Raw genomic sequence first — 25,553 nt, forward strand, 5'->3', positions numbered from 1 at the left:
CTTGCGTTGGTCACAAGGCAGTCACATGTCTTGTGTTAACGGTGTCGTGCCGACACTCGTGGGTCGGCACCCATGGAGGACGCGACCGTGGCGGCAGCAGTTATGTTGAGCAAGGGGCGCTATCGCGCCCGAATGGCGGAATCGGCCGAGGATATCAGGGCCGCACAAAGCCTGCGGACATTGGCATTCGGCACCCGGCTACCGGACATTGACGATTTCGACACGCAATGCAGCCATGTCCTGGTTGAAGATATGCGATCCGCCGGGCAGTTGGTCTGCTGCTTTCGGATGCTGACAATGGAGCATGGCGGTGAAATCGGACGCAGCTATTCAGCACAGTTCTACGACCTGAGTTCGTTGGAAGGGTTCAGTGGCCGCATGGTCGAGATGGGCAGGTTTTGCGTTCATCCGGGTCTGAACGATCCCGACATTCTGCGTGCCGCCTGGGGTGCAATGACGTCCCATGTCGATCAATACAATGTCCAGATGCTGTTTGGATGTTCGTCCTTTGCCGGGACCGAAACCGGGCGATACCTTGATGCCTTTGCAATGCTCAAACATCGCCACCTGGCCCCGAAACGGTGGTTGCCGCGGGTCAAGGCTCCGGACGTGTTCCGTTTTGCCGCACGTCTGCGGCGCCGGCCGGATGCGAAAAAGGCAATGTCGCGCATGCCGCCCCTGTTGCGGACCTATCTGATGATGGGAGGGTGGGTGAGTGATCACGCGGTTGTGGATCGCCACATGAACACGTTGCATGTGTTTACCGGGCTTGAAATCGGGGCGATCCCTCCGGCCCGAAAACGCCTGTTGCAGGCATTGGCCGGTTAAGATGAGTATTTCCGAAAAGGTGAAGACAGGGCGTTGACGCAGTGTGGCCGCCGGTTTAGCTGGCGGGCATGGCGAGAATTCCTTTGTTGCAGATGTCCGGCATATCCCTGACTTTCGGGGGCGAACCGGTGTTTTCCGAACTGGATCTGGTGGTACAGCCCGGTGACCGCGTGGCGCTGGTTGGGCGCAACGGGTCGGGCAAATCCACACTGATGAAAGTGATGGCCGGCCTGGTCGAGGCTGACCGCGGTGAAATTGTCGTGCCGCCCGGAAAATCCGTGGGCTATATGGAGCAGGACCCGACGATGGAGGGCTTTGCCACCCTGGGCGACTATGCGTCGAGCGGGTTGGAGCCGGGTGAGCTCTACAAAGTTGAACGGGCTGGTGCGGGGCTGAAATTCGATCCTGCGCGCCCAGTTGAGACTGCTTCGGGTGGTGAGCGGCGGCGGGCGGCATTGGCCAAACTGATGGCCGAGGCACCGGACCTGATGCTGTTGGACGAACCGACCAACCATCTGGATATCGAAGCCATCGCGTGGCTGGAGCGCGAGCTTGGGTCGACACGAGCGGCGTTTGTGCTGATCTCGCACGACCGGGCCTTTTTGCGGGCACTGACGCGGGCGACACTGTGGATTGATCGGGGCGCTGTCCGACGGCAGGAGCAAGGTTTTGACGCGTTCGAAGCCTGGCGGGACAAGATCTGGGAAGAAGAAGACCAGCAGCGTCACAAGCTGAACCGCCTGATCAAGTCCGAGGCCAAGTGGGCGGTTGAGGGTATCAGCGCGCGGCGCAAACGCAATCAGGGCCGGGTGCGGGCCCTACAGGCGCTGCGAGCCGAAAAGGCGGCACAGATCAAGCGTCAGGGTTCCGCTGCGATGACGCTGGAGGCCGGGCCAAAATCGGGCCGCAAGGTGATCGAGGCCAAAGGGCTGGCCAAAGGGTTCGGCGACAAGCAGATCGTTCGGAATTTTGATCTGCTAGTGCAGCGCGGTGATCGTGTGGCCTTTGTCGGACCGAACGGGGTTGGCAAGACGACCTTGCTGAAGATGCTTCTTGGGCAGGTGGCGCCGGACGAAGGTTCGGTGTCGCTGGGTACCAATCTTGAGGTCGCGGTGTTCGATCAGACCCGCGCGCAACTGGACCCAGAGATGAGCTTGTGGGACAGCCTGACCGGTGACCCGGACATGCGGGTTTCCGGCAAGGCCGATCAGGTGATGGTTGGCGGGCAGCCGAAACATGTCGTGGGCTATCTCAAGGAATTCCTGTTTGACGAGCGGCAGGCAAGAGCGGCTGTCAAATCCTTGTCGGGTGGGGAAAAGGCACGGTTGCTGCTGGCCAAGTTGATGGCGAAATCCTCCAATCTTCTGGTGCTGGACGAACCGACCAACGATCTGGATGTCGAAACGCTGGATCTGTTGCAGGAGTTGTTGGACGACTACGACGGTACGGTTCTGCTGGTCAGCCACGACCGGGATTTTCTGGACCGCGTTGCAACGACGACCATCGCGATGGAAGGCAATGGGCGAGCGACCGTCTATGCCGGCGGCTGGTCCGACTATATTGCGCAGCGGGGCGAAGTTTCCGAGAAAAAAGACAGCAAAACAAAGCTTTCCAAGCCGAGGCTGAAGCAGGAGGCAAAAGCCAGATCGGGATTGTCCTTTTCCGAAAAGCACCGGCTGGAAAAGCTGCCGGCCGAGATTGAACGTCTGGAGGCCGAGATTGCAAAGCTCGAAGAATTGATGTCCGACCCCGAGCTGTTTACCCGCGAGCCGGTCAAGTTCCAGAAAGCGACCGAGGCGCTTGTCGAACGGCAAGACAAGTTGTCGGCGGCCGAAGAGGAATGGCTGACACTGGAAGAAAAAGCCCAGGCTGAGTAGGCGCCAACTGCGCGCGCCTTATCAGACGGCGTGGAAAAAGCTGCTCAAGACCGGAGTTCGCCTGCTGCTTCGGTTTTGCCGGGGACCGGATCAGCGGATCCGCGTCAATTCGTTCATTGATTCGGCTACGACCCCGTCGAGCATTTTATGCAAGTGGCGAGATTAAGCGCGTTCGAATGCGTCTGCGACGGTTCGCGGCTGTTCCAAATTGCATGGAAGGCAAGAACACCTGGATGTCGAAACCACATTGGGGTCGTATTGGGTGCATTCTTCTTCGGCGTGGGTGATGTCTCTTTCGAGTTCGGCGCGGTCAGAATCCACCTTGCCCGGGCCCCCCCTTGGGGACACGTTGACCCGGCGCTGCCTGACCGAAAAAAACAGGCGCTGCGCCTCTTGAACAAGGCCCTGGCGGATTGGGGGAAGAGCAGGGTTATCGGTGGGCGCGTATAGGCCGGGCAGGGTTTCCAACGACGGTCTCGCCGGGGGGAACGTCTTTTGTCACCACACTGCCGGCTCCGATGATGGCATTGTCGCCGATCGTAACGCCCGGCATGATGATCGCGGCCCCGCCGATCCAGACGTTTTCGCCGATCCAGACCGGGTGGGCGACTTCGAGGCCCCGATCGCGCAAGGCAGGATCTTTCGCGTGTTCGGCGCAATAGATCTGCACCGCAGGTCCAAGCATCGTGTCATTCCCAATCGTCACCGGCGCGGTGTCGAGCACGACACAGCCTGCGTTGAAAAACACGCGGTCTCCCAACGACAGGTTTATTCCGTAGGCACAGTGAAACGGAGCCTCGAGAAAGCAATCCCGTCCAACTCCCGCAAAAAGCGCAGCCAGGTCCGGCGCGATGGCCCCACGGGCATCCGGCGGGCATGTGTTATGGGCATGAACGGCCCGGCGCGCTTCGGCGCGAAGCGCATCCAGTTCCGGGTCAAGGCAGCAATACCATTCACCCGCGTCCATTTTTTGCCGCTCGGTCATGAGCCCCGGTTTAGCGCATACGCAGGGCACCGTCGATGCGGATGACCTCACCGTTCAGATAGCCCATCTCGACGATGAAGCCGGCCAGTCGACCGTATTCATGCGGATCGCCAAGGCGGGCAGGATTCGGGACGTCGGCGGCAAGCTGTTGTTGCACCTCTTCGGGCAGGCCCGCCAGCATCGGGGTCATGAAAATGCCCGGCGCGATGGTCATGACGCGAATGCCGGTCGAGGCCAGGTCGCGGGCCATCGGCAGCGTCATGCCCACCACACCGCCTTTCGAGGCCGCATAGGCCGCCTGACCCTTTTGCCCGTCAAACGCAGCGATCGAGGCGGTGTTGATGATCACCCCGCGTGCCCCATCTGGTTCGGGTTCATTCTTTGCCATTTCGACAGCGGCGAGCCGGGACACGTTGAAGGTGCCAACCAGATTGATGTCGATCGTACGCTGGAAAGCATCCAGAGGGTGAGGGCCATCCTTGCCGACAGTCTTGATACCATAGGCGATACCGGCGCAATTCACCGTGGCCGTGATCTTGCCCATCTTGTCCATGCCATGGCGCACGGCTGCGGCCACCGACTCTTCGTCGGTCACATCCGTTTGCGCGAAATGCCCGCCAATCTCGGCGGCGACCTGTGCGCCGCGAACTGCATCACGATCCAGAATGGTGACCTGCGCGCCTTCCGAGGCGAAGTGGCGTGCCGTGGCTTCGCCCAGACCGGACGCGCCTCCGGTGATGAGGGCGGCAGTGGTGGACAGGTGCATGGTGAACTCCTCCCAAGGATATGAACACTTGTTCAATAACTGCACTTTGGGGTCAGTGTCCACAAATTTGAAAAGGCAGGATCCTGGTTGGCGGGTGAGGTCCTTGGCCCAGATGTTTCGGCCGATCCTCAACAATACTTAATGCCGACTTCACGAAAACGCGCCTGTTCGTGAGCGAAGAACTCGGCGCCTTTGTGTGTTTTTCTGCCAGGAGGATCTGTTATGGTAATAAGTACGAAACACATACTGGGTGCAGTTGTCGCTGTGCCTGTTTTTGGAATGGTGATGGTTGGCGATGCTGCTGCCGCACCGGAAACCTGCAACTGGAAAACGGCTCGGACTCTTGCCAACGCGGGGGACTATGCCGGGTTGTGCGATTGTGTGCAGGTAACCCCGAGTTTTCTGGACAGGCTTCAAAAGCGGGCCGACTTTGAAACAACCTTGAGTGTAACCGGGGCGCAATGCCCGGGGCTGGCCGCGTTGCTGACGGATTTGCCGACGGCAAGCCTGTCTGGTTCCGCAGAAAATCGGGGTGAAAGCCGCGGCTCTGAACCCGGTGGGTCTGGATTCGCCGATGCTGGTGGAGCTGTCGGAGGCGGTGAAAGTGGCCCCGGCGGCGCGTCTGAAGAAAGCGAAAACAATGGAGGCGGCCAGTCCGGCGGCGGCGATGAAACCGGTGGTGGAGGTGAATCCGGCGGCGGAGGTGAATCCGGCGGCGGAAGTGAGTCCGGTGGCGGTGGTGAATCCGGCGGCGGAGGTGAATCCGGCGGTGGTGAAGGCAAAGGCGAAGGTAAAGGCGAAGGTAAAGGCGGCAAGGGTAAAGGTGGTGGCAAGGGCAACAACGGCCATGGCAATGGCGGTGAAGGCAGCAGCCCGGGCCGCGGTCATAACGCCAACAATGACGAAAGTGGCGACCGGCCCGGTCGTGGCGGCGGAAAAGAACGCAGATAAGCACGGCTTACTGAATGAAAAACGGCCACCCGTTTGGGTGGCCGTTGCAGTTTCGTGTCTTTCAGCCTTGCCGGGTCAGCCCAGTTGAACCAGCGCGTGGCGCTTTTTGCCTGCGCTCAGCTTGATCGGCGAAGACAGGGCGTTTGCGTCAATCATCAGCCCGGCATCGGTCAGCGGCGCGTCGTCCAGCTTGGCACCGTTTTCGGCGATCAGGCGCTTGGCCTCTTTGCCGGATTTGGCGAGGCCGGATTTGACGATGATCTGCACGATGGACATGCCGTCACCCAGTTCGGCCTCGCTGAGGGTCAGGGTCGGAAGATCCCCGCCCACGCCACCCTTTTCGAAGACTTCGCGCGCGGTGGCTTCGGCGTTCGCCGCGGCCTGCGCGCCATGGGCCAGAGTCGTCACCTCGTTTGCAAGACGGATCTTGGCCTCGTTGATCTCGGATCCTTGCAGCGCGCCCAGACGATCGCACTCGTCCACCGGCATTTCGGTGTAAAGCTTCAGGAACCGCCCGACATCGGCGTCGGTGGTATTGCGCCAGAATTGCCAGAACTCGTAGGGCGAGCGCATGTCTGCGTTCAACCAAACCGCGCCGTCCTGAGATTTACCCATCTTCTTACCGTCGCTGGTGGTCAGCAGGGGCGAGGTCAGGCCATAGATCTCGTGATCCAGCACGCGGCGGGTCAGGTCGATCCCGTTGACGATATTGCCCCACTGGTCGCTGCCGCCCATCTGAAGCAAGCAGCCATAGCGGCGGTTCAGCTCAAGGAAGTCATAGGCCTGTAGAATCATGTAGTTGAATTCGAGAAAGGACAGTGATTGTTCACGGTCCAGTCGGGATTTCACCGATTCAAAGCTCAGCATCCGGTTGACCGAGAAATGACGCCCGATGTCGCGCAGGAAATCGAGGTAGTTCAGGTCGTCCAGCCACTCGGCATTGTTCAGCATCAACGCTTTGTTCTCGGCCTCTGTGTCATAGTCGATGTAAGCCGAGAACACCTTTTTGATGCCCGCGATGTTTTCGTCGATCTGTTCGGGTCCCAGCAGGGGGCGTTCATCCGCGCGGAACGAAGGGTCGCCAACCTTGGTGGTTCCGCCGCCCATCAGGGTGATCGGCTGGTGACCGGTTTTCTGGAACCAGCGCAGCATCATGATCTGGATCAGGCTGCCCACATGCAACGACTTGGCCGTTGCATCAAAGCCGATATAGGCCGGTTTGCACCCACTGATCAGAGCGTCGTCAAGGCCCTGATAATCGGTGCAGTCGGCGAGAAAGCCGCGCTCGATCATCGTGGCGATGAAATCCGATTTGGGGTGGTAGGTCATATCGTGCCCTTTGGGTTAATGTTGCGGGGCACTGTATAGGCGGCAGCGCGTGGGAGGAAAAGCCACCTTTTCACCTCGGGCGCGGGGTGCGGTCGAGGGTGTCGATCCAGACACGCGCGCTGAGAAAAAAATTGCCGGGCCGGTCCGGAACGCTTGCCTTTTCGCCCCAACAGAAGGCACGTTGACCGGGCTGCAACCCAAAGGTGAAATTCCGGACCCGGAGGCGGCGAAAGACACAGCCAATTCAGGAGGCAGGCTTGGGCCAGACCATCGCGAAATACGGAAAGCTCCGGGCTTTGGGCGCAATGTCCGGCACATCCATGGACGGGGTTGATGCCGCGGTGGTGGAAACCGACGGGCATTCGATTTACGGGTTTGGGGAAAGTGGATACCGCGCGTATTCGGATGCGGAACGCGACGTGTTGCGGGCAGCAATGGGCCAGTGGCACGGACCCCAGGTCGATGCGGCGGCAGAGATGGTGACAATCGCCCATGCCGAAGCACTGTCCGAGTTCGAGGATGTGGATCTGATCGGTTTTCACGGACAGACGCTGTCGCATGAGCCGCGCGGGCGCGGGACCTTGCAGGTCGGTGACGGGCTGGGGCTGACGCAGGCCCTTGGGCGCCCGGTGGTCTGGGATTTCCGCAGCGACGATGTGGCGATGGGGGGCGAGGGGGCTCCGCTTGCGCCTTTCTTTCATTTCGCCTGTGCCAAATGGTTCGGTGCGGACCGGCCGCTGTGTTTCCTGAACCTGGGCGGGGTCGGCAACCTGACCTATGTGGACCCGGCGTTCGAAGGCCCCGAAGCGCCCGGTGCGTTGCTGGCCTTTGATACAGGCCCGGCCAATGCGCCGGTCGATGATCTGATGCAGGCCCGGCTGGGGCTTCTGATGGACCGTGACGGGGCGCTTGCGCGCGATGGAACGGTGGAAATGGGCGCGCTGGAGCTGTTTCTGGCCGAGCCGTATTTTTCCCGCATGCCGCCGAAATCCCTGGACCGGAACGATTTTTCGGAAATGATCGGTTTGGTCAAGGAACTCAATGACGCTGACGCGGTGGCGACTCTGACCGGTATGTGCGCCGCAGCTGTGGTGCAGGGGATGGAGCACTGTCCGAAACCTCCGTCCTGTGTGTTGGTCACCGGGGGCGGCAGACGCAACCCTGTGCTGATGGAGATGTTGCGCGTGTCGCTGGATTGCCCGGTCGAACCGGTTGAGGCGGTGGGGCTGGACGGCGACATGCTTGAGGCGCAGGCGTTTGCCTATCTGGCGGTGCGCGTCGCGCGGGGGTTGCCGACCTCTTGTCCCGGAACCACCGGCGTAAAGGCGCTTGTTGGTGGTGGGGTTGTCAGTACGGTGTCGATGGACCCGGTCGGATAACCCGATCCGGAAAACAGTTCAAAAAAACAACTCTTTGTGCGACGATTGCCCAGACAGATGGATCAGGGGCATGGCAGTATGGCGACCAAGGCAGAGCTTGAGGCCGAGTTGGAGAAGTTGCGGAAGCGGAATGCGACGTTGGAGGCGCAGGCCGAAAAGGAAACGGGTTCCGAAGTTCCACCTGAGGGCACCAAATCGTCGGATGAAATCCGGCAGCTGCTGGAAGACCACGGGATCGACCTGAGCCAGGTTCAGTCCTTGGGGCATGACGTTGTCGAGGAGTTCGGTCGGCTTCAGAAAGACTATCCGATCACGGCGTTGCTGATTGCGTTTTCGCTGGGCTACGTCGTCGGGCGCGCGCAGGGCTAGGAGGCAGGGTATGAGCAGACTGAGCAAGAACCTGGTTACGATCTATCGGACCGAACGTTTGATCGCACGCCGCCGTCTTGGGGTGGTTCAGCAACAGACCATACTGATGGGCATCGCGGGCATCGCGGCATTGTCGGCGGTGGTGCTTTTGAATGTCTCCTTGTTCTTGGCGTTTCAAAGCTCGATGTCACCAGCTTGGGCGGCGGCGCTGTTGGCCTTTGGAAACATCGTTTTCGCCGGGCTTATGGTGCTGATTGCAAGACGCCGAAATATCGACGACGAAGTCGCACCGGCCGTCGAAGTGCGCGATATGGCCATAGCGGATATTGAAGACGAATTGGAGGAGATGACCGCAGAAGCCAAAGAGGTCGTGCAGGCGGTCAAGAGCATTGGATCGAACCCTTTGGGATCGGCAGCGACGCTGCTGGTGCCGCTGATCAATTTGTTGATCAAAAGCCGAAGCGACAAATAGAGGAGCAACCCGAAGGTTCATCGGCACACCGGAGCGCCTTTGCGGCGGGCCGTGTCAAAATGGAAATGCCCGACGTGATAGCGGTCGGCGTCCGGGCCAAGCACGGTTCCGAACATGTCGCAGGCGCCTTCGTGCAGCTTTCGCAAAACAGCGCCTTGCGCGTTGTTCCATCCGTCCCGGACCGTGATCTGTGTTCCGTCCTTTAGAACAAAGGTCGATATGTCGATCGCCTTTCCGCGCGCATGTTCCGAGATGCGTGAACGCGGGTGGTTGTTCTGGGTCTTGCAGGCATAGTGGCCAACGATCCGCATCCCCTTCAGCCCGCCGCCCATATCGGCAAAGGCTGGCTTGGCCGTGTTTTCGATCCACGTTTTCAGCGTGACCGCTGTCTGGCAATCCATCAATGAGAATTGGCTGAGTGCGATATCAGAGATTTTGTAAACCCGAACCGGGTTCGTGATCCCGCATCCGCGGGCCTTTCCGGCGACGGGCTTGCGTGTTTCGCCCAGAATGGTCCAGTCGCCGCACACGGCGCCCCGTTCCCGCATTCGTTCACGGCCCACTTCGAATTGCCGAAATTTGCAGGGTCGCAGGGCAGGACGCCTGGAAACCAGCACCGCAGGTTCGACTGTCACGGTCGGGTCAGCATCTTCAGCCGTTTCTTCCCCGATCAGCTCTGGCGCGGTCAGATCGGATGCAAGACGGGCCTCGGCACAAGCGGGCTCTGCGCTGGCGAATGCTGCGCTTTGACACAAGAACAAGACAGTCAGCAGGACCTGTTTCATTCTTACTCGTTACTCCGTCGCCTGTGGCTGCGTGTACAGAATGATCAATGGGCAACCGTCTGTAAACTCACCTTTTCAGGGATCGTTATGTGAGCGGTCATGCCTTGGGGATATCGAAGCCCGGTGCGGCCAGTTCGAACCCCTCGAACTGGAAACCGGGCGAGACCGCGCAACTGACCAGCGTGTAATCACCCGTGCTGCGGGCGGCTTGCCAATGGCCTTCCGGAACGATCAATTGTGGTGCGCCAGAGGAAAGATCGGGGGTCAGCACATGTTCGGTGGCGGGGCCTTGGTCCGTTGCGCTGAGCGACAGGACAAGCGGCGCGCCGGCATGGTACAGCCAGATCTCGGTCGCATCGACACGGTGCCAGTGGCTGCTTTCGCCTTTCTGCAACAGGAAGTAGATGCAGGTGCCGGTGGGGCGACCTTCGTTTTCGGCGCGCCATGTCTCGGCGTACCAACCACCTTCGGGATGCCGTTGCAGGTTCAGGCGGTCGATAATCTCTTGTGCGGTCATGTGGTTCCTCGTGTTTGGGTGCAATTATGCACGGGCCGGTGTGATCCGCTATGGTATTCATGCGTCCGAGGGATATGTTTACGACATGACCCTGAAAATCCCCTTCGATAACTCTTATGCCCGCCTGCCGGATGCGTTCTTTGCACGGCAGTCACCGGTTCCCGTGCGCGCGCCAAGGATGATTGCGTTCAACGATGATCTGGCCAGGTTGCTGCGGATTTCGCCCGGAGACGTCGAGGACATGGCCGAAGCCTTTGCGGGAAACAGTATTCCCGAAGGTGCCGAGCCCATCGCACAGCTTTATTCCGGGCATCAGTTCGGGCAGTACAACCCGCAGCTGGGCGACGGGCGTGCGGTGCTGCTGGGAGAGACGGTCGGAACGGACGGGGTGCGCCGGGACATCCAGCTGAAAGGTTCGGGGCCGACGCCGTTTTCCCGCCGGGGCGATGGCAGGGCCTGGCTGGGGCCGGTGCTGCGGGAATATGTGGTATCCGAGGCGATGCATGCCCTGGGCATTCCGACCACACGTGCCTTGGCAGCGGTGGAAACCGGCGAGACCGTCTTTCGCGAGGGCCCGATGCCCGGAGCGGTTCTGACCCGGGTTGCATCCAGTCATCTGCGGGTGGGGACCTTTCAGGTTTTTGCAGCGCGTGGGCAGATGGGCAGCCTGAAGCGCCTGACGGACTATGCCATTACGCGGCATTACCCCAAGGCAGAAGGGCCGATGGGCCTGTTGCGTTCGGTGCGCGATGCGCAGGCCGGTTTGATTGCACAATGGATGAGCGTGGGATTCATCCATGGCGTGATGAATACCGACAACTGCTCGATCGCTGGTGAGACCATTGACTATGGCCCATGTGCGTTCATGGACACGTATCACCCCAACACCGTCTACAGCTCGATCGACCGGATGGGTCGTTATGCCTATTCGAACCAGCCCGATATCGCGGTGTGGAACCTCGCGCAGTTGGCAACGGCCTTGATCCAGCAGATGGACGACAAAGAGGCTGCCGTGGAAGAGGCGACCGAGATCGTCCACGCGATGCCGGACCTGCTGCAACAGAACTGGTTGTCCCGGTTCCGGGCGAAGATCGGACTGGCAACCGCGGACGAGGGCGATCAGGAACTGATCACCGACCTTCTGAAGCGCATGGCCGGGGGGCAGGCGGATTTCACCAATACCTTCCGGGCGCTGGGCGGTGGCACGGCGCGGGATCTGTTCCTTGACCCGGCAGCGTTTGACACCTGGGAAAAAGACTGGCGCGCACGGTTGGCGCGCGAAGCGGCGCCACAGGAGGTGATGACCGCCGCAAACCCCGCATTCATTCCGCGCAATCACCGGATCGAACAGATGATCCAGGCGGCGGTACATGGCGACTATGCGCCCTTCGACCGGTTGAACGCCGTGTTGGCGCAACCGTACGAGGGTCAAGGGGATGCGGAAGATCTGAGGCGTCCTCCGGCCGAAAATGAGGTGGTTCATGCAACATTCTGCGGGACGTGACGCAAAGCCCGCGTCTATTGCCGCAGGATTTCCAACACCGCAGCGCTGACGATCAGGGTGGCGCCCAGAACCTCCCGCAGGCCAAATGGTTCTCCTGACAGGGCGGCGGCCGACGCGATGCCAACGACAACCTCGCTCATCAGCAGCAGGCCGACCTTTGCGGGGGACAGCTTGGTTGCTGGCCAGATGGTCATGTAGATCATGGGCAGGACATAAAAGGCCGACAGCAGGGCGTATCCCGCGATGCGGATCGACTCTGCGCCTGTGATGTTCGGCAGGGTTTGATCCCCAAGCATCAGCAGGCTGACAAGCGACAGCAACAACGCGCCAATCACAAAGGCAAAGACCTGACCCGAGATGGTCATGCTGCCAGTCTTGTACAGGCCCAGTGTGCCCAATGCCCAGCATATGCCCGATGCCAGCGCCAGCCAGTCGCCCAAGTTCTGCGGCCATGGCACGAACCCGGCGCCTCCGAGCACGACAAACAGCCCGCCAAGCCCGCAGATCAGGCCCATAAGGCGCATCAGGCTCAGGCGTTCTTTCAGAAATACGACGCCCAGAATCGTGCCCCAGATCGGAGTGAGATAGAACAACAGGATCGAGCGGACGACATCGGTGTAGACAAGGCTGATCGAATACAGGCTGAATGCAGCCCCTGTGAACATTCCGCTGAGCATCAGATCGCGCCATTGCCGGGCCAGCATGCGCCTGTCGGACCAGACAAAGGGGATCAAGGCAATCAGGGCCGCGCAGTACATTGCGATCCCTGACCAGGGGCCGGTCAGGCCCTGATCAAAGAAAAACCGCACCGGAATCCAATAAAGGCCCCACAGCGCGCCGCCTGTCACCAAAACGATACTGGCCCGGGTGCTGTTGTTGGGTTGGGTCTGGCTCAGGCTCATGCGGGCCCCGCTTTGGCTGCGATGCGTTGTCGTCACCGCATCGGGATAAAGTGTTGCGGGGCAGGGGATCAAGCGGAACCTTTGCTTTGATATCAGCCAGGTTTCAATCGCCGAAATAGCAGGCAGATTGTCGTGGTCGGGTGTCGTATCGGAATTGTCGCAGCAGGAAACCAAGCACAGGGGTTGCGCCTCACGTCAGGCATGGCACTTTAGGGTCAATTCATTTGGTCACGCCCTCATGCCAACTTCGTCCACGCTGCGTATCGCAAGCTACAACATTCAGAAATGCGTCGGGTTGGATTTCCGGCGTCAACCCCAACGTATTCTGCAAGTCATCGAAAACATGAAAGCGGATATCGTCGTGTTGCAGGAGGCCGACAAGCGCCTGCCGCCCCGTCCGGCCGCGCTGCCGCATTTCATGTTGGACGAGGCGGGATGGCAGATCGTCGATCTGGGCGGCGCGGGAAGTCTGGGCTGGCACGGCAACGCGGTGATCTGGCGCGGAGAGGGTATCTCGGTCCGCCGAAAAGGGCATCACGAGTTGCCGGGGCTGGAGCCGCGCGGGGCGGTGCGTGTCGAGTTCGACACCCATATCGGGCCCTTGCGCGTGATGGGTATGCATCTGGGACTGCTGCCAGCGTCGCGGCGGCAACAGATTTTGCACATTCGGCGGAATGACTGGGATATGGACCAGATGCCGACAGTTTGGGCCGGTGACTTCAACGAGTGGTCACGTCAGCCAGTTCTGGATCACCTGGTCCCCGAAATGCGGTTTCTGCCCCCCAGACCAAGTTTTCCCGCGGCGCAGCCCCTGGGCGCGCTGGATCGGATCGCGCTGGGCAGCGGAATACAGGCCGTGGCGCACGGTGTTCACGACACGCGTCCGGCGCATATTGCATCTGATCACCTGCCGGTCTGGGCCGATCTGACGCGCGCCAGATCAGAAGGTCGCAAAAGGTGAAATCCCTGTAGCGAAACCTGCGCAGACATATTAAGACAGACACCCGAGCAAGTCTGAGGGGCATCATGTCGGAAACGATTATTGGGCGTTGTGAAGCCAAGGGGCTGCGCATGACCGGTCAAAGAAGGGTCATCGCGCAGGTGCTGGAACAGAGCGACGACCACCCGGATGTCGAGGAACTCTATGCGCGGGCGTCTGCCGTGGACAAAGGCATTTCGATTGCAACTGTCTATCGTACGGTCAAACTGTTCGAAGAGGCTGGTATTCTTGAACGCCTTGAGTTCGGCGACGGACGGGCCCGGTACGAGGACGCCGAGCGCGATCATCACGACCACCTGATCGACATGCAGTCAGGAGAGGTTATCGAATTCGTCGACCCCGAGATCGAAGCCCTGCAGGAAAGAATCGCCGCCAAGCTTGGGTACAAGCTGAAGGGGCACCGGTTGGAGCTGTATGGCGTCCCGCTGGAAAAGGACTGACCCATCACGAAACGCGATTGATGCCCTCACTTTAATTCATCAGGCGTGACGGGAATTGTCTTGCCAGATGCCGTTGGTTGAGGTTGTTGTGCATCTACAGGCACCAGATGTGCCCTTTCCAACGGACGCGCAAATGAACAACGTAAACGGCATCCTGCTGCTCATCGGGTCGATGGCGGCCTTTGCACTTGAGGACATGTTCATCAAGCTCCTGTCCGGCTCTGTGCCGACAGGGCAGATCATGGTGTTTCTGGGTGTGTTTTGCGGGCTCGTGTTTGCCACGATGTCAGTGGTCACCCGAAAGCGGATCTTTGACCCCGTGGCATGGAAAACCCTGCCATTGATCCGCGCTGCGACCGAAGGCTTTGGCGCGGTGGCGTTCGTGACGGCGTTGTCTCTGATCGACCTGTCCACCGTTGCGGCCGTGTTTCAGGCCATGCCGCTGGTCGTCACCATGGGGGCGGCCCTGTTTCTTGGAGAGCAGGTCGGCTGGCGTCGCTGGAGCGCGATCGGTGTCGGCTTTGTCGGTGTTCTGATGATCATCCGCCCGGGGATGGAGGGCTTTCGGCCGGAATCCCTGTTTGTGGTGTTGTCCGTGGTCGCCATTGCGGCGCGCGATCTGATCACCCGCAAGCTCGACCCACGCGTGCCCTCATCCGTTGTTGCGATGCAGGCCTATATTGCGGTGGCTGTGGCCGGCCTGGTTCTGATGGTCATGTCCGGGGCATCCTTCGTGCCGGTTCAAGCCGGTCAAACGGGCCCTTATGCTGGGGCGATCGGATTTGGCGTGCTGGGCTATTACGGCATTGTCACTGCGATGAGGGTGGGAGAAGCCTCGGCTCTGATGCCGTTCCGGTACACGCGCCTTGTGTTCTCTATCCTTGCTGGAATGCTGGTGTTCGGTGAACGCCCTGATGCGCTGACAATGGCGGGGGCGACCCTGATCATCGGTTCGGGTCTTTATACCTTTGTCCGCGAACGGCGTCTGGCGCGGGAACTGGCACCCGCCTGACCCTGTTGGCGCAAACAACGAATTGTTAGCCCTAAATGTCCGGGAATATGCGTGTTAGCGTTAACGGAACCGGTTTACTTTTGGCCGGTTGCTGCTATGACGCGTGCAACCGACCGCAGTCACAGGGACAGGCTTCATGAGCACCATCATCGACATCCACGCACGCGAAATTCTGGACAGCCGGGGCAATCCGACAGTCGAAGTTGACGTGATTCTGGAAGACGGCACCATGGGCCGCGCTGCCGTGCCCTCGGGCGCGTCCACCGGTGCCTATGAGGCGGTTGAAAAACGCGATGGCGACAAGGCGCGCTATATGGGCAAAGGCGTTCTGGAAGCCGTCGCCGCCGTGAACGGCGAGATTGCCGAAGAACTGGTGGGCTTTGACGCGACCGAGCAGGTGGCCATTGACCAGGCCATGATCGAGCTGGACGGCACCGAGAACAAGGGCCGTCTGGGTGCAAACGCTATTCTGGGTGTCTCGCTTGCCACGGCGAAGGCGGCGGCGGATTTCACCACCCAGCCTCTGTATCGCTATGTGGGCGGCACCTCGGCGCGGGTTCTGCCGGTGCCGATGATGAACATCATCAACGGTGGCGAACATGCCGACAACCCGATCGACATTCAGGAATTCATGATCATGCCGACCGCCGCCGCGAACATTCGCGAAGCGGTGCGCATGGGGTCCGAGGTGTTCCATACGCTGAAAAAGGAACTGTCAGGCGCAGGTCTGGCGACCGGTGTGGGCGACGAGGGCGGTTTTGCCCCCAACATCGCCTCGACCCGTGAAGCATTGGATTTCATTCTGAAATCCATCGAAAAGGCGGGCTACAAGCCGGGTGAGGAAATCCATCTGGCGCTCGATTGCGCGGCGACCGAGTATTACAAAAACGGCAAATATGTTCTGTCGGGTGAGGGCACGACCCTGACATCCGAGGAAAACGCGGCTTATCTGACTGCGCTGGTCAATGACTATCCGATCATCTCGATCGAAGACGGCATGTCCGAAGATGACTGGGATGGCTGGAAGGCCCTGACCGATGCCATCGGCGACAAGGTGCAATTGGTTGGTGATGACCTGTTCGTGACCAACCCGGAACGTCTGGCCGAAGGGATCGAACGTGGCTGTGCGAACTCGATGCTGGTCAAGGTGAACCAGATCGGCTCGCTGACGGAAACCCTGCGTGCCGTCGATATGGCGCACCGCGCGCGGTACACCAACGTGATGTCGCACCGTTCGGGCGAGACCGAGGACGCGACCATTGCCGATCTGGCCGTGGCGACGAATTGTGGTCAGATCAAAACCGGCTCGCTTGCACGATCGGACCGGTTGGCGAAATACAACCAGCTGATCCGGATCGAGGAGTCGCTGGGGGAAGTGGCCGAATACGCCGGCGCGTCGATCCTGAAATAAGCATGGAATGGGGGCCAACGGCCCCCATTTTTGAAAGTGCAGGTCTCTGATCCGTCAAGCGGTCATTCCGCTGCCCGTGCCACAATCCACGTGACGGATCAATTGATGCTGTTGCCCCTTCGGAACTCTTGGATCCAAGCGTTTCATGGGCCTTGAACCAGCGTCTTCCGGACGGTCCCAGTGACCATTGCGGCGGGAAACACGGCTTCAGGTGTTATCCACCCTTGATTGAACCTTTCTGGTTCGATCCTTCTTTGAGTTTAAGATTGCCGGGCCTGCTTGCAGTTGAAGTTGAAAGTTTTCAAGAAATCTTCGATCTTTTCGCGAAAGAGGCGTGATCCGGATTACGCAATCATTTCAATGGTTTTTGTTTTGCAGGCGTATTGCATTGGCCCTTTTGTATCAAAAAAGAATGCAAAAATCACATTATGTGTGAACTTGTTACTAAGTAAATCACAGGCACGTGATCTAATCTGGATGCATTGCAGAAAGGAGACCACGATGTCTGTATCCAAATTCCTTCTGGTAATCGCCGCAGCTTCCGTCACAGTTCTTTCCGCCTGCGCGGGTCCGGGAACCTACCCAATTACCGGAGACCCGGTCTCGGCGAATGACCCGGTACAGGACATGAACCCGGCCAATATCTTCCGCGGCGAGTCTCGTTAAAGCAACTTGCTCATCAGCATATATCTGTCGCGTGGTTTGAAACCGGTGCGCAGATAGATTTTCTGAGCGGCCTCGTTGTGTCGGTCGACTTCCAGATGAAGGGCAGTCAGCCCCGCTTCGGACAAAGCTTTGGGCAGTGCCAGCAGAACCTCGGTCGCGATGCCGCGGCCGCGAACAGCGGGTCGGATATAGATTTCGTCCACGAAACCGTCCATGCCGCCGAATTCCACGGACCAGCCGAAGGTCAGGATGATGTAGCCCAACGGCGCCCGTCCGGGGCCGATCAGATAGACACAGCCATGGGGAATACCCTCGAGCAGGGGTGTCAGAGCGTTTCGGTTCTGGTCCGGGTCCTGCGTCAATCCGGCTTCGGTATGGAAGGCGGTGACCAGTGCCATCAGACGATCCAGGTCTTCGGGGCGCGCCAGGCGCAGGGCGGCGCTCATAATCTGGCCAGCCTTTCCGTCAAAAGATTGAAGAAGCCGTCGGCGTTGATTTCCCCCATGAACAGCGCATTGGGCGCGCGGTCGGTTACGCCCCACCAATCGGCGACGGTCATGCCCATTGTCAGCTCGGACTGGGTTTCAATCTCGACATTCACATGACGGCCTGAAAACAGCTCGGGCCGGATCAGATAGGCGGTCACGCAGGGGTCGTGCAAAGGCGCACCCGCGCTGCCGTATTTTTCCTTGTCGAACCTCTCAAAAAAATCGGTCATCTCGGCGACAGCGATTCCGACTTTGTTTCCCAGCGCACGGAACGCATCATTGCGGGGTTTGGTGACCAGCGCCTTATGCGTCACATCCAGCGGCATGACCACGATAGGCCTGCCGGATTTGAAAACGATATCAGCGGCTTCTGGATCGACGTGAATGTTGAATTCAGCTGTCGGGGTGATGTTGCCGACCTCGAAATACGCTCCGCCCATCAGAACGATTTCCTGTACCCGGTCCACTATGTCCGGTGCTTTGCTGAACGCGGTCGCGATATTTGTCAGTGGCCCCAGCGGGCAAAGGGTTACCGTGTCCGGTTCTTCAGCGCGCAGGGTGTCGATGATGAAATCCACCGCGTGCCCCTCGGTCAGCGGCATCTGCGGATCGGGCAGGTCCGGGCCATCCAGACCTGTCTTGCCATGCACATGCTCGGCCGTGACCAGCGGGCGGTTCAACGGTCTGTCGCAGCCCGCATAAACAGGTATGTCGGTCCGGCCCGCCAGTTCGCACACGATCCGAGCGTTCTTGGCGGTCAATTCAAGGGGCACGTTGCCTGCGACCGCCGTGATGCCAAGAACCTCGATGTCCTCCGGGCTGGCCAGCGCCAGCAGGATGGCGACGGCATCGTCCTGTCCGGGATCGGTGTCGATGATGATCTTGCGAGAGGGCATGGGTGTCTCCGGTGGTCGTGAAGGTGGGACACTCGCAAGTGTCGGGTGCCTTGTCTACCCGTTTCTGGGTGCGGCCATGACATCAACCGGCGGGAGTTTGCCGTTGGCGCGATGCTCTTCGGTTTTGACCTCGTCCCAGAGCGCATCCATCTCGGTCAGGTCGCTTTGCGAGGGGGTCTTTCCCCGTTCGGCCAGCCGGGCCTCGACCTGTTCAAAGCGACGGGTGAACTTGGCATTGGTGCGGCGCAGGGCGGCTTCGGGTTCGATACCCAGGTGGCGGCCCAGATTGACCATCACGAACAGCAGATCGCCGAATTCATCCTCAAGCGCATCCGCGTCCATCTTGTCACGCGCCTCTTCCAGTTCGGCGGCTTCTTCGGTGATCTTGGCCAGTACGTGGCTGGCGTCGGGCCAGTCGAACCCTACGCGCGCGGCCCGTTTTTGCAGTTTGTGCGCCCGCAGCAGAGCTGGCAGGTTGGCGGCCACCCCGTCCAGCGCGCCTTTCTGTTCCTTGCCTGCACGTTCGGCGGCCTTGATGGCTTCCCAGTCCTTGGTCTGCTGTTCGGCGGATTTGTCGCGGGATTCGTCACCGAAGACGTGCGGATGCCGGGCCACCATCTTGTCGGACATGGTGCGAACCACGTCCTGAAAGGTGAAATATCCCGCCTCTTCCGCCATTTGAGCGTGGAAGACGGATTGGAACAGCAGATCGCCCAGCTCGCCCTTCAGCTCGTCCCAGGCCTCACGCTCGATGGCGTCGGCGACCTCATAGGCCTCTTCGATCGTATAGGGCGCGATGGTGGCGAAATCCTGTTCGATATCCCACGGGCAGCCGGTTTGGGGATCCCGCAGGCGGCGCATGATTTCCAGCAGGCGTTCGATCCCTGCGTCACTGTCATGGATCAGAGGATTATCGGCCATTGCGAACCCTTTCATTCCGGTGTCAGATGCATCCATCCCGCAGTCCCGATCAGGAGTCCACCCCAGATGCCCGTCGTCAACCGAATTGCCGATTTCTCTGCCGATATGGCCAGATGGCGCCAATATCTGCATACGATACCCGAGTTGGAGTTCGAGTGCTTTCAGACTGCCGCGTTTGTGGCCGAGCGTCTGCGTGAATTTGGGGTTGATGAATTGCATGAAGGGATCGCAAAGACCGGGATGGTCGCGATCATCAACGGGCAGGGCGACGGCCCGACCATTGGCCTGCGTGCGGATATGGATGCATTGCCGATCACCGAAGAAACAGGCGTCGAATATGCATCGAAGAATCCTGGAAAGATGCATGCCTGCGGGCATGACGGGCACACCACAATGTTGCTGGGCGCGGCGCGGTATCTGGCCGAGACGCGAAATTTCAGCGGCCGCGTGGCCCTGATCTTTCAACCGGCCGAAGAAGAGGGCGGCGGCGCGGGCGTCATGGTCGAAGAAGGCATCATGGAGCGGTTCGGGATCTCTGAGGTCTATGGCATCCACAACGATCCGGGGAATCCGGAAGGTACGTTCCACACGACGCCGGGGCCGATCATGGCTGCGGTCGATACGTTCGATATTCATATCCAAGGCGTCGGCGGCCATGGCGCCATGCCACATCAGACCCGCGACCCGGTTTTGGCGGCCTGCGGCATTGCGCAGGCAATCCAGACCATCGTCAGCCGCAACCACTATGCGGTGGAAGACCTGGTTGTTTCGGTCACTCAGATCCACGCCGGAACGGTGAACAACGTGATACCGGACACCGCCTATCTGAACGGCACGGTTCGTACATTCGATCCTTCGGTGCAGAAAATGGTGATGGAGCGGATGGAGCAGATCGTTCAGGGGCAGGCCGCGTCTTACGGTGTCGAGGCACGGCTGGAATATCAGGTGGGATACCCGGCGACGATCAACGATGCTGAAAAGGCAGCCTTTGCAGCGGCCGTGGCGCGCGAAGTGTCGGGGCCTGAACGGGTGGTCGACACAATGGGGCGCGACATGGGGGCCGAGGATTTTTCGTACATGTTGCAGTCGCGGCCGGGGGCCTATCTGTTCCTGGGGCAGGGTGAGGGTGCCGGGCTTCATCATCCGAAATACAACTTCAATGACGATATCGCACCGGTGGGGGCATCGTTCTTCGCTCGGATCGTGGAAAAGGCGCAGCCGTTGGGCTGATGGGGTAACGAAATGGCACTGGAAGACGCAAAAAACCAGGTGGATGAGGCGTTCACCAACCCGGACCTCAAAGGTCTGTCCTATGAAAACACCTTTGGCGGGGCGACCTCGTTTCTGCGCCGGCTGTATACCAAGGACCTGACCGGCGCCGACATCGCCGTGACCGGCGTGCCGTTTGATCAGGCGGTGACCAACCGCCCGGGCACCCGTCTTGGCCCGCGTGCGATCCGCGAGGCCAGCGCGCTGCAATCGCCCGATGCCCCTTATGGCTGGCCCTTCGATGCGCTGAGCGAGCTGGCAATCATCGACTACGGCGATATGGCCTATGACTATGCCAACATTCCCGCCTTTCCAGACACGCTGACCGACCATATCCGCACCATTCTGGCGGCGGATGTGGCCTCGGTCACGCTGGGGGGCGATCACTATATCAGCTTTCCGATCCTCAAGGCCTATGCCGAGAAATACGGGCCGATGTCGCTGTTGCAGTTCGATGCCCATACCGACACCTGGGCCGATGACGACATGAGCCGGGTGGACCACGGCACCATGTTCTACAAGGCGGTGAAGTCGGGGATCGTGGATCCGAAACGCTCGGTCCAGGTGGGAATCCGCACCACCAACGAGGACACGCTGGGCGTCAACATCATCGACGCACGCGAGGTCTACGAATCCGGCCCCGCTGCCGTGGCGCAGAAGATCAAGGGCATTCTGGGCGACAGCCCGGTCTATCTGAGCTTTGACATCGACGGGCTGGACCCGGCCTTTGCACCGGGTACGGGGACACCGGTCTGGGGTGGGCTCAGCTCCATTCAGGCGCAGATCATCCTGCGTGACATCGCCGGGATCAACATCAAGGGCGGCGACGTGGTCGAGGTGTCTCCGCCGTTCGATACGTCCGGCGCCACGGCGATTGCGGGGGCGCATGTGGCGACCCAGATCGTCTGCCTGTTGGGGTGGAACAAGCTGGCAAAAACATAACCGTTTGGATGCGCATTAACCATTGGTTAGCCATACTGCCGGTATGTGCTGGGTAAAGAAAGTTGAAGGGATGGGGATACAACGCGCATGACTGAATTCAATCAACCGGTCAGCGGCAATGATCTGGCGCGGTTTTCGGGGCCGAATACGTTTATGCGCCTGCCCCAGGCTGCCTCGTTGGCGGGGCTGGATGTGGCGGTTCTGGGGATTCCGATGGATATCGGCACCTCGTGGCGATCGGGCACCCGGTTCGGACCCAAGCAGATCCGCAGCGAAAGCGCAATGATAAGGCCCTACAACATGGCTACCTCGGCGGCTCCGTTCGACAGCTTGCAAATCGCCGACATCGGGGATCTGGCGATCAACACCTTTTCGCTTGCGGAAAGCCTGAGGATCATCAGGGAAAGCTATGATGCAATCCTGGCAAAGAACGTGACCCCGGTGGCGATGGGGGGCGATCACTCGATCACCCTGCCGATCCTGCGGGCCATTGCGGCAAAGCATGGGCCGGTGGCTCTGGTGCATGTGGATGCCCATGCGGATGTGAATGACGAGATGTTCGGCGAGAAAGAGACCCACGGTACCGTCTTCCGCCGCGCCTATGAAGAGGGGCTGATTGTCCCCGACAAGACCTTTCAGATCGGCATTCGCGGGTCGGGCTACGCGGCTTCGGATTTCACCGAAGCCAGCGATTGGGGTTTCCGCCAGTTCCCGGCCTGGGAATTGTGGCAGCAGAACCTGACGCAGATCGGCTCGCAGATCCGCAAGATCATCGGGGATCATCCGGTCTATGTCACCTATGACATCGACAGCCTGGACCCGGCCTTTGCACCGGGCACGGGTACGCCAGAGATTGCCGGGCTGACCACGCCGCAGGCGCTGCAATTGATCCACGCGTTGCAAGGTGTGAATGTGGTGGGGTGTGATCTGGTCGAGGTTTCACCTCCGTATGACCCGTCCGGCAACACGGCCCTGACGGCAGCCAACCTGATCTACGAGATGCTTTGCATCCTGCCGGGTGTGACGTCACGGTAAACCGGCCCGGAACGGCTTGCCCCGGCGCATGATCCGCATAGGGTTTCTGCAAGAGGGTAAAGCGGGATGAAAAGAATGGTTCTGTGGGCAGTGATCGCGCTGGTGCTTGGGCTGGGCGCTTACATCCGGCTGGCCCCGTCTGCGCCGACCCAATGGCATATTGCACCGGTTGCAGAGGTTGATCAGGACTTGCCGGGTGGCGTTCTGCGCGTTGTTGCAACCGGCCCGGAAGGGTTGCAAAAGCTCGATCGGATCGCCCGCGCCACGCCGCGCACCTCGGTTTTGGCAGGTTCGGTCGATGAGGGCATGATCACCTATGTCACCCGCACGAAATGGATTGGTTTCCCCGACTATACCACTGTTCGGCAGGACGGCGACACGCTGCGCATCCATGGCCGTTTGCGGTTTGGTCGCAGGGATTTCGGTGTGAACAAGGCACGGGTTGATGGGTGGTTGGAGCAGATGTAACTGTTCTACCGGCGCTCAGGACGCCTCATCCTGTTCAAAGTGATCAACTGGATCGCTCTGCAACCCGGACGATAAACACCCTTCCTGCACCTCGCGCCACATGGGCACGTTCAGGGACATCTGGCATTGTGCCGTGAACATGCGGCCGTCGACTTGCAGGCAGATCATCTCACCCAGTTCGATGCGGGACCCGGACGTGTCGGTGCAATAGCAATCGCGGGTCTTGCCGTCGGGGCCGATGTAATCGGCGAAAACCGGCGTGGACGTCAGCAGCAGGGCAAGCAAAATCCGTTTCATGACAGCAAGCTTAGCACGACGTGGCCCTTGACCAAAGCCCCCGGATGATAGACACCGCCGGGATGATCCCCGAAGAACGTCTTGAACAGATCACCCAGCGCTTCCAATACCTCGAAGCAGCCATGGCGGATGGCGCATCGGGCGGCGATATTGCGGCCTTGGCCAAGGAATATTCCGACCTCAAACCCGTGGTCGATCAGATCATGGCCTGGCGCCAGCTGGTGGCAGACCTGGCCGAGGCCGAGGCGATGTTGGCCGACCCGGATATGAAGGAGTTGGCCGAAGAGGAAATTCCAGATCTGCAATCGCGCATCCCCGAGGCGGAACACGCGCTGCAACTGGCGCTGCTGCCGAAGGATGCGGCGGATGCGCGCCCGGCAATGCTGGAAATTCGCCCCGGTACCGGCGGGGACGAGGCCGCTTTGTTCGCGGGCGATCTGTTGCGTATGTATCAACGCTATGCCGAGGCCCACGGGTGGCAGTTCGAGATCATCGAAGAACAGGCTTCTGATCTGGGCGGGATCAAAGAGGTGGTGGCCCATATCAAGGGCGACAACGTCTTTGCCCGGCTGAAATACGAATCCGGCGTGCACCGTGTGCAGCGCGTGCCCGAAACCGAAAGCGGCGGGCGCATCCACACCTCGGCGGCGACGGTGGCGGTACTGCCCGAGGCCGAAGATGTCGACATCCAGATAGACGCCAATGACATCCGTATCGACACGATGCGCAGTTCCGGCGCGGGCGGGCAGCACGTGAACACCACCGACTCGGCGGTGCGGATCACCCATATTCCGACGGGCTTGGTGGTCACAAGTTCCGAGAAGTCCCAGCATCGCAACCGCGAGATCGCCATGCAGGTGCTGAAAACGCGGCTTTATGACCTCGAGCGTCAGCGGATCGACAGCGAACGTTCCGCCGACCGGGCCAGCCAGGTGGGATCAGGGGATCGTTCGGAACGCATTCGCACTTATAATTTCCCACAGGGGCGGATGACGGATCACCGGATCAACCTGACGCTCTATAAACTGGATCAGGTGATGCAGGGGGATCTGGACGAAGTGATTGACGCGCTGACGGCGGATGATCAGGCCCGGTTGCTGGCCGAGATGGCGCAATGACGGGCCTGCAAACAGCAGCGCAGGCCATGGTGGCCGCAACCGCGCGTCTGAGGGCCGCAGGCGTGGATGACCCGGCGCGGGATGCGCGCCTGTTGTTGGCCCATGCCGCACGGATTGAAGCCAGCCGGGTGACGCTGATTGCCCCGGAAGAGTTGCAGCCCGAGATCGCTGAACGCTATGACCAGTTGGTTTCTTTGCGTGCCATTCGGGTGCCGGTGTCTCATCTGCTGGGCGAACGCGAGTTCTATGGGCGCAGGTTTCGTGTCAGTTCCGATGTTCTGGATCCACGCCCCGAGACTGAAACCTTGATCGAGGCCGCGCTGAGCGAACCTTTCGACCATGTTTTGGACCTCGGGGTCGGGTCGGGCTGTATTCTGGTCACACTGCTTGCGGAGCGTACCAGCGCTTCGGGCCTTGGGGTCGACCTGAGTGAAGCCGCCTGTCTTCAGGCCAGCGCCAATGCCGTGCTCCACAAGGTGCAAGGACGAGCCGAGATTGCGCAGTCAAACTGGTTTGAAGACATTGAAGGCCAGTTTGACCTGATTGTTTCCAACCCACCGTATATTTCCGTAACCGAAATGGAGGATCTTTCGCCCGAAGTGCGGGAGCACGAGCCGCGCATGGCGTTGACCGATGAAGGGGACGGGCTGGGCGCGTATCGGCAGATTGCGGCCTCGGCCCCGGATTATCTGCTGCCAGGCGGGCGAATACTTGTGGAAATTAACCCGACACAGGCAAATCTGGTGTCTGCCTTGTTTGATGCGGCGGGTTTGGCGGATATTCGCGTAATCCCCGATCTGGACGGGCGTGACCGCGTTGTCGGCGCAAAGATGCCGGGTTGAAACTGGTGTCTGAGGCCAAAAAACGCTGCCCCGAGTAAAAAAGCGTGTGAAAATTCGAGATTCCTCTTGTCTGCACGGTCAGGA

Annotated in this window: 29 protein-coding genes; 19 read left to right on the forward strand and 10 right to left on the reverse strand. The window is 60.0% G+C overall.

Annotated features, from left to right (window positions below):
- The first annotated feature begins 72 nt into the window (after positions 1–72).
- Both ACR0A2_RS01795 and ACR0A2_RS01800 read left to right on the forward strand, forming a co-directional pair.
- Positions 73–828 carry a GNAT family N-acetyltransferase gene (locus ACR0A2_RS01795; protein WP_480833859.1) on the forward strand — a complete coding sequence of 252 codons (756 nt, stop codon included), beginning with the start codon at positions 73–75 and terminating at the stop codon, positions 826–828.
- Positions 829–896: 68 nt separating this feature from the next.
- Positions 897–2,705: an ABC-F family ATP-binding cassette domain-containing protein gene (locus ACR0A2_RS01800; protein WP_480833860.1), complete on the forward strand. Its 1,809-nt coding sequence runs from the start codon at positions 897–899 to the stop codon at positions 2,703–2,705.
- Between the two features lie 430 nt (positions 2,706–3,135).
- Here ACR0A2_RS01800 and ACR0A2_RS01805 read toward each other — a convergent pair whose 3' ends face one another.
- Both ACR0A2_RS01805 and ACR0A2_RS01810 read right to left on the reverse strand, forming a co-directional pair.
- The gene (locus tag ACR0A2_RS01805) at positions 3,136–3,690 is read right to left on the reverse strand and encodes a sugar O-acetyltransferase (protein ID WP_480833861.1); all 555 of its coding nucleotides are present in this window, start codon (positions 3,688–3,690) and stop codon (positions 3,136–3,138) included.
- 10 nt (positions 3,691–3,700) lie between these two features.
- The gene (locus ACR0A2_RS01810) at positions 3,701–4,456 is read right to left on the reverse strand and encodes a 3-hydroxyacyl-CoA dehydrogenase (protein ID WP_480833862.1); all 756 of its coding nucleotides are present in this window, start codon (positions 4,454–4,456) and stop codon (positions 3,701–3,703) included.
- A gap of 222 nt (positions 4,457–4,678) precedes the next feature.
- Here ACR0A2_RS01810 and ACR0A2_RS01815 point away from each other — a divergent pair, with 222 nt between their 5' ends.
- Positions 4,679–5,407, forward strand: a complete 729-nt coding sequence (locus ACR0A2_RS01815) for a hypothetical protein (RefSeq protein WP_480833863.1) — start codon at positions 4,679–4,681, stop codon at positions 5,405–5,407.
- Positions 5,408–5,482: 75 nt separating this feature from the next.
- Here the strand turns inward: ACR0A2_RS01815 and tyrS are convergent, their stop codons facing one another.
- Positions 5,483–6,736 carry a tyrosine--tRNA ligase gene (gene tyrS / locus ACR0A2_RS01820; protein WP_171115528.1) on the reverse strand — a complete coding sequence of 418 codons (1,254 nt, stop codon included), beginning with the start codon at positions 6,734–6,736 and terminating at the stop codon, positions 5,483–5,485.
- Positions 6,737–7,041: 305 nt separating this feature from the next.
- On the opposite strand from tyrS, the gene ACR0A2_RS01825 reads away from it, so the two are divergent.
- Genes ACR0A2_RS01825 through ACR0A2_RS01835 form a run of 3 tightly spaced genes read left to right on the forward strand, consistent with a single transcriptional unit; the run spans position 7,042 to position 8,956 of the window.
- Positions 7,042–8,115, forward strand: a complete 1,074-nt coding sequence (locus ACR0A2_RS01825) for an anhydro-N-acetylmuramic acid kinase (RefSeq protein WP_480834454.1) — start codon at positions 7,042–7,044, stop codon at positions 8,113–8,115.
- A gap of 45 nt (positions 8,116–8,160) precedes the next feature.
- A complete protein-coding gene (locus ACR0A2_RS01830; protein ID WP_480833864.1) occupies positions 8,161–8,484 on the forward strand; it encodes a hypothetical protein in 324 nt (107 codons plus the stop codon).
- Positions 8,485–8,494: 10 nt separating this feature from the next.
- Positions 8,495–8,956, forward strand: coding sequence for a phage holin family protein (locus ACR0A2_RS01835; protein WP_480618263.1), 462 nt, complete (start codon positions 8,495–8,497; stop codon positions 8,954–8,956).
- A gap of 17 nt (positions 8,957–8,973) precedes the next feature.
- Here the strand turns inward: ACR0A2_RS01835 and ACR0A2_RS01840 are convergent, their stop codons facing one another.
- Both ACR0A2_RS01840 and ACR0A2_RS01845 read right to left on the reverse strand, forming a co-directional pair.
- Complete coding sequence (locus tag ACR0A2_RS01840; RefSeq protein ID WP_480833865.1) at positions 8,974–9,741, reverse strand: extensin-like domain-containing protein; 768 nt, start codon at positions 9,739–9,741, stop codon at positions 8,974–8,976.
- A gap of 97 nt (positions 9,742–9,838) precedes the next feature.
- Positions 9,839–10,258 carry a cupin domain-containing protein gene (locus tag ACR0A2_RS01845; protein WP_480833866.1) on the reverse strand — a complete coding sequence of 140 codons (420 nt, stop codon included), beginning with the start codon at positions 10,256–10,258 and terminating at the stop codon, positions 9,839–9,841.
- Between the two features lie 85 nt (positions 10,259–10,343).
- Here ACR0A2_RS01845 and ACR0A2_RS01850 point away from each other — a divergent pair, with 85 nt between their 5' ends.
- Positions 10,344–11,762 carry a protein adenylyltransferase SelO gene (locus tag ACR0A2_RS01850; protein WP_480618814.1) on the forward strand — a complete coding sequence of 473 codons (1,419 nt, stop codon included), beginning with the start codon at positions 10,344–10,346 and terminating at the stop codon, positions 11,760–11,762.
- Between the two features lie 14 nt (positions 11,763–11,776).
- Here ACR0A2_RS01850 and ACR0A2_RS01855 read toward each other — a convergent pair whose 3' ends face one another.
- A complete protein-coding gene (locus ACR0A2_RS01855) occupies positions 11,777–12,736 on the reverse strand; it encodes a DMT family transporter (RefSeq protein ID WP_480833867.1) in 960 nt (319 codons plus the stop codon).
- A 166-nt stretch (positions 12,737–12,902) separates the two neighbouring features.
- On the opposite strand from ACR0A2_RS01855, the gene ACR0A2_RS01860 reads away from it, so the two are divergent.
- From ACR0A2_RS01860 to ACR0A2_RS01885, 6 genes are all read left to right on the forward strand, one after another.
- Positions 12,903–13,625, forward strand: a complete 723-nt coding sequence (locus ACR0A2_RS01860; protein ID WP_152458217.1) for an endonuclease/exonuclease/phosphatase family protein — start codon at positions 12,903–12,905, stop codon at positions 13,623–13,625.
- A gap of 65 nt (positions 13,626–13,690) precedes the next feature.
- Positions 13,691–14,104 (forward strand): Fur family transcriptional regulator, encoded by a 414-nt coding sequence (locus tag ACR0A2_RS01865; protein WP_152458216.1) that lies wholly within the window; start codon positions 13,691–13,693, stop codon positions 14,102–14,104.
- A 133-nt stretch (positions 14,105–14,237) separates the two neighbouring features.
- On the forward strand, positions 14,238–15,116 hold the full coding sequence (locus tag ACR0A2_RS01870; protein ID WP_171231497.1) for a DMT family transporter: 879 nt from the start codon (positions 14,238–14,240) through the stop codon (positions 15,114–15,116).
- A gap of 136 nt (positions 15,117–15,252) precedes the next feature.
- Positions 15,253–16,527 carry a phosphopyruvate hydratase gene (eno, locus tag ACR0A2_RS01875; RefSeq protein WP_480833868.1) on the forward strand — a complete coding sequence of 425 codons (1,275 nt, stop codon included), beginning with the start codon at positions 15,253–15,255 and terminating at the stop codon, positions 16,525–16,527.
- 152 nt (positions 16,528–16,679) lie between these two features.
- Entirely contained in the window at positions 16,680–16,865 is a 186-nt protein-coding gene (locus ACR0A2_RS01880) for a hypothetical protein (RefSeq protein ID WP_480833869.1), read from the forward strand.
- A 163-nt stretch (positions 16,866–17,028) separates the two neighbouring features.
- Positions 17,029–17,193: a hypothetical protein gene (locus tag ACR0A2_RS01885; protein WP_171115544.1), complete on the forward strand. Its 165-nt coding sequence runs from the start codon at positions 17,029–17,031 to the stop codon at positions 17,191–17,193.
- Here the strand turns inward: ACR0A2_RS01885 and ACR0A2_RS01890 are convergent.
- The 3 genes from ACR0A2_RS01890 to mazG are packed head-to-tail and all read right to left on the reverse strand — an operon-like array spanning position 17,190 to position 19,498.
- Positions 17,190–17,639 (reverse strand): GNAT family N-acetyltransferase, encoded by a 450-nt coding sequence (locus ACR0A2_RS01890; RefSeq protein ID WP_480833870.1) that lies wholly within the window; start codon positions 17,637–17,639, stop codon positions 17,190–17,192. The genes ACR0A2_RS01885 and ACR0A2_RS01890 overlap by 4 nt on opposite strands.
- On the reverse strand, positions 17,636–18,577 hold the full coding sequence (locus tag ACR0A2_RS01895) for a nucleoside hydrolase (RefSeq protein WP_480833872.1): 942 nt from the start codon (positions 18,575–18,577) through the stop codon (positions 17,636–17,638). Before ACR0A2_RS01895 ends, ACR0A2_RS01890 begins: the two co-directional genes overlap by 4 nt.
- 54 nt (positions 18,578–18,631) lie before the next feature.
- Positions 18,632–19,498 (reverse strand): nucleoside triphosphate pyrophosphohydrolase, encoded by an 867-nt coding sequence (gene mazG / locus ACR0A2_RS01900; protein WP_480834455.1) that lies wholly within the window; start codon positions 19,496–19,498, stop codon positions 18,632–18,634.
- Positions 19,499–19,564: 66 nt separating this feature from the next.
- On the opposite strand from mazG, the gene ACR0A2_RS01905 reads away from it, so the two are divergent.
- From ACR0A2_RS01905 to ACR0A2_RS01920, 4 genes are all read left to right on the forward strand, one after another.
- Positions 19,565–20,728, forward strand: a complete 1,164-nt coding sequence (locus ACR0A2_RS01905; protein ID WP_480833873.1) for a M20 aminoacylase family protein — start codon at positions 19,565–19,567, stop codon at positions 20,726–20,728.
- 12 nt (positions 20,729–20,740) lie between these two features.
- Positions 20,741–21,709, forward strand: coding sequence for an agmatinase (gene speB, locus ACR0A2_RS01910; protein WP_152458210.1), 969 nt, complete (start codon positions 20,741–20,743; stop codon positions 21,707–21,709).
- Between the two features lie 87 nt (positions 21,710–21,796).
- The gene (gene speB, locus ACR0A2_RS01915) at positions 21,797–22,744 is read left to right on the forward strand and encodes an agmatinase (RefSeq protein ID WP_480618275.1); all 948 of its coding nucleotides are present in this window, start codon (positions 21,797–21,799) and stop codon (positions 22,742–22,744) included.
- A gap of 66 nt (positions 22,745–22,810) precedes the next feature.
- Entirely contained in the window at positions 22,811–23,212 is a 402-nt protein-coding gene (locus tag ACR0A2_RS01920) for a DUF1499 domain-containing protein (protein ID WP_480618276.1), read from the forward strand.
- Between the two features lie 15 nt (positions 23,213–23,227).
- On the opposite strand, the gene ACR0A2_RS01925 is transcribed toward ACR0A2_RS01920, so the two are convergent.
- Positions 23,228–23,509, reverse strand: a complete 282-nt coding sequence (locus ACR0A2_RS01925; protein ID WP_152458207.1) for a hypothetical protein — start codon at positions 23,507–23,509, stop codon at positions 23,228–23,230.
- 62 nt (positions 23,510–23,571) lie between these two features.
- On the opposite strand from ACR0A2_RS01925, the gene prfA reads away from it, so the two are divergent.
- Together prfA and prmC are read left to right on the forward strand one after the other, a co-directional pair.
- Positions 23,572–24,627, forward strand: coding sequence for a peptide chain release factor 1 (gene prfA, locus ACR0A2_RS01930; protein WP_171232029.1), 1,056 nt, complete (start codon positions 23,572–23,574; stop codon positions 24,625–24,627).
- Positions 24,624–25,469: a peptide chain release factor N(5)-glutamine methyltransferase gene (gene prmC, locus ACR0A2_RS01935; protein ID WP_480833874.1), complete on the forward strand. Its 846-nt coding sequence runs from the start codon at positions 24,624–24,626 to the stop codon at positions 25,467–25,469. Before prfA ends, prmC begins: the two co-directional genes overlap by 4 nt.
- Positions 25,470–25,553 lie beyond the last annotated feature (84 nt).

The sequence above is a fragment of the Ruegeria sp. H8 genome, assembly GCF_056532905.1.

Bases quoted from the DNA above. Each gene is read 5' to 3' on its own strand.
- prmC (WP_480833874.1), top strand. From the start codon at position 24,624: ATGACGGGCCTGCAAACAGCAGCGCAGGCCATGGTGGCCGCAACCGCG.
- ACR0A2_RS01845 (WP_480833866.1), bottom strand. From the start codon at position 10,258: ATGACCGCACAAGAGATTATCGACCGCCTGAACCTGCAACGGCATCCC.
- tyrS (WP_171115528.1), bottom strand. From the start codon at position 6,736: ATGACCTACCACCCCAAATCGGATTTCATCGCCACGATGATCGAGCGC.
- ACR0A2_RS01795 (WP_480833859.1), top strand. From the start codon at position 73: ATGGAGGACGCGACCGTGGCGGCAGCAGTTATGTTGAGCAAGGGGCGC.
- ACR0A2_RS01860 (WP_152458217.1), top strand. From the start codon at position 12,903: ATGCCAACTTCGTCCACGCTGCGTATCGCAAGCTACAACATTCAGAAA.
- ACR0A2_RS01905 (WP_480833873.1), top strand. From the start codon at position 19,565: ATGCCCGTCGTCAACCGAATTGCCGATTTCTCTGCCGATATGGCCAGA.
- speB (WP_480618275.1), top strand. From the start codon at position 21,797: ATGACTGAATTCAATCAACCGGTCAGCGGCAATGATCTGGCGCGGTTT.
- ACR0A2_RS01810 (WP_480833862.1), bottom strand. From the start codon at position 4,456: ATGCACCTGTCCACCACTGCCGCCCTCATCACCGGAGGCGCGTCCGGT.
- prfA (WP_171232029.1), top strand. From the start codon at position 23,572: ATGATCCCCGAAGAACGTCTTGAACAGATCACCCAGCGCTTCCAATAC.
- ACR0A2_RS01850 (WP_480618814.1), top strand. From the start codon at position 10,344: ATGACCCTGAAAATCCCCTTCGATAACTCTTATGCCCGCCTGCCGGAT.
- ACR0A2_RS01805 (WP_480833861.1), bottom strand. From the start codon at position 3,690: ATGACCGAGCGGCAAAAAATGGACGCGGGTGAATGGTATTGCTGCCTT.
- ACR0A2_RS01870 (WP_171231497.1), top strand. From the start codon at position 14,238: ATGAACAACGTAAACGGCATCCTGCTGCTCATCGGGTCGATGGCGGCC.
- ACR0A2_RS01825 (WP_480834454.1), top strand. From the start codon at position 7,042: ATGTCCGGCACATCCATGGACGGGGTTGATGCCGCGGTGGTGGAAACC.
- speB (WP_152458210.1), top strand. From the start codon at position 20,741: ATGGCACTGGAAGACGCAAAAAACCAGGTGGATGAGGCGTTCACCAAC.
- ACR0A2_RS01840 (WP_480833865.1), bottom strand. From the start codon at position 9,741: ATGAAACAGGTCCTGCTGACTGTCTTGTTCTTGTGTCAAAGCGCAGCA.
- ACR0A2_RS01800 (WP_480833860.1), top strand. From the start codon at position 897: ATGGCGAGAATTCCTTTGTTGCAGATGTCCGGCATATCCCTGACTTTC.
- ACR0A2_RS01895 (WP_480833872.1), bottom strand. From the start codon at position 18,577: ATGCCCTCTCGCAAGATCATCATCGACACCGATCCCGGACAGGACGAT.
- ACR0A2_RS01865 (WP_152458216.1), top strand. From the start codon at position 13,691: ATGTCGGAAACGATTATTGGGCGTTGTGAAGCCAAGGGGCTGCGCATG.
- ACR0A2_RS01925 (WP_152458207.1), bottom strand. From the start codon at position 23,509: ATGAAACGGATTTTGCTTGCCCTGCTGCTGACGTCCACGCCGGTTTTC.
- eno (WP_480833868.1), top strand. From the start codon at position 15,253: ATGAGCACCATCATCGACATCCACGCACGCGAAATTCTGGACAGCCGG.
- ACR0A2_RS01890 (WP_480833870.1), bottom strand. From the start codon at position 17,639: ATGAGCGCCGCCCTGCGCCTGGCGCGCCCCGAAGACCTGGATCGTCTG.
- mazG (WP_480834455.1), bottom strand. From the start codon at position 19,498: ATGGCCGATAATCCTCTGATCCATGACAGTGACGCAGGGATCGAACGC.
- ACR0A2_RS01920 (WP_480618276.1), top strand. From the start codon at position 22,811: ATGAAAAGAATGGTTCTGTGGGCAGTGATCGCGCTGGTGCTTGGGCTG.
- ACR0A2_RS01815 (WP_480833863.1), top strand. From the start codon at position 4,679: ATGGTAATAAGTACGAAACACATACTGGGTGCAGTTGTCGCTGTGCCT.
- ACR0A2_RS01885 (WP_171115544.1), top strand. From the start codon at position 17,029: ATGTCTGTATCCAAATTCCTTCTGGTAATCGCCGCAGCTTCCGTCACA.
- ACR0A2_RS01835 (WP_480618263.1), top strand. From the start codon at position 8,495: ATGAGCAGACTGAGCAAGAACCTGGTTACGATCTATCGGACCGAACGT.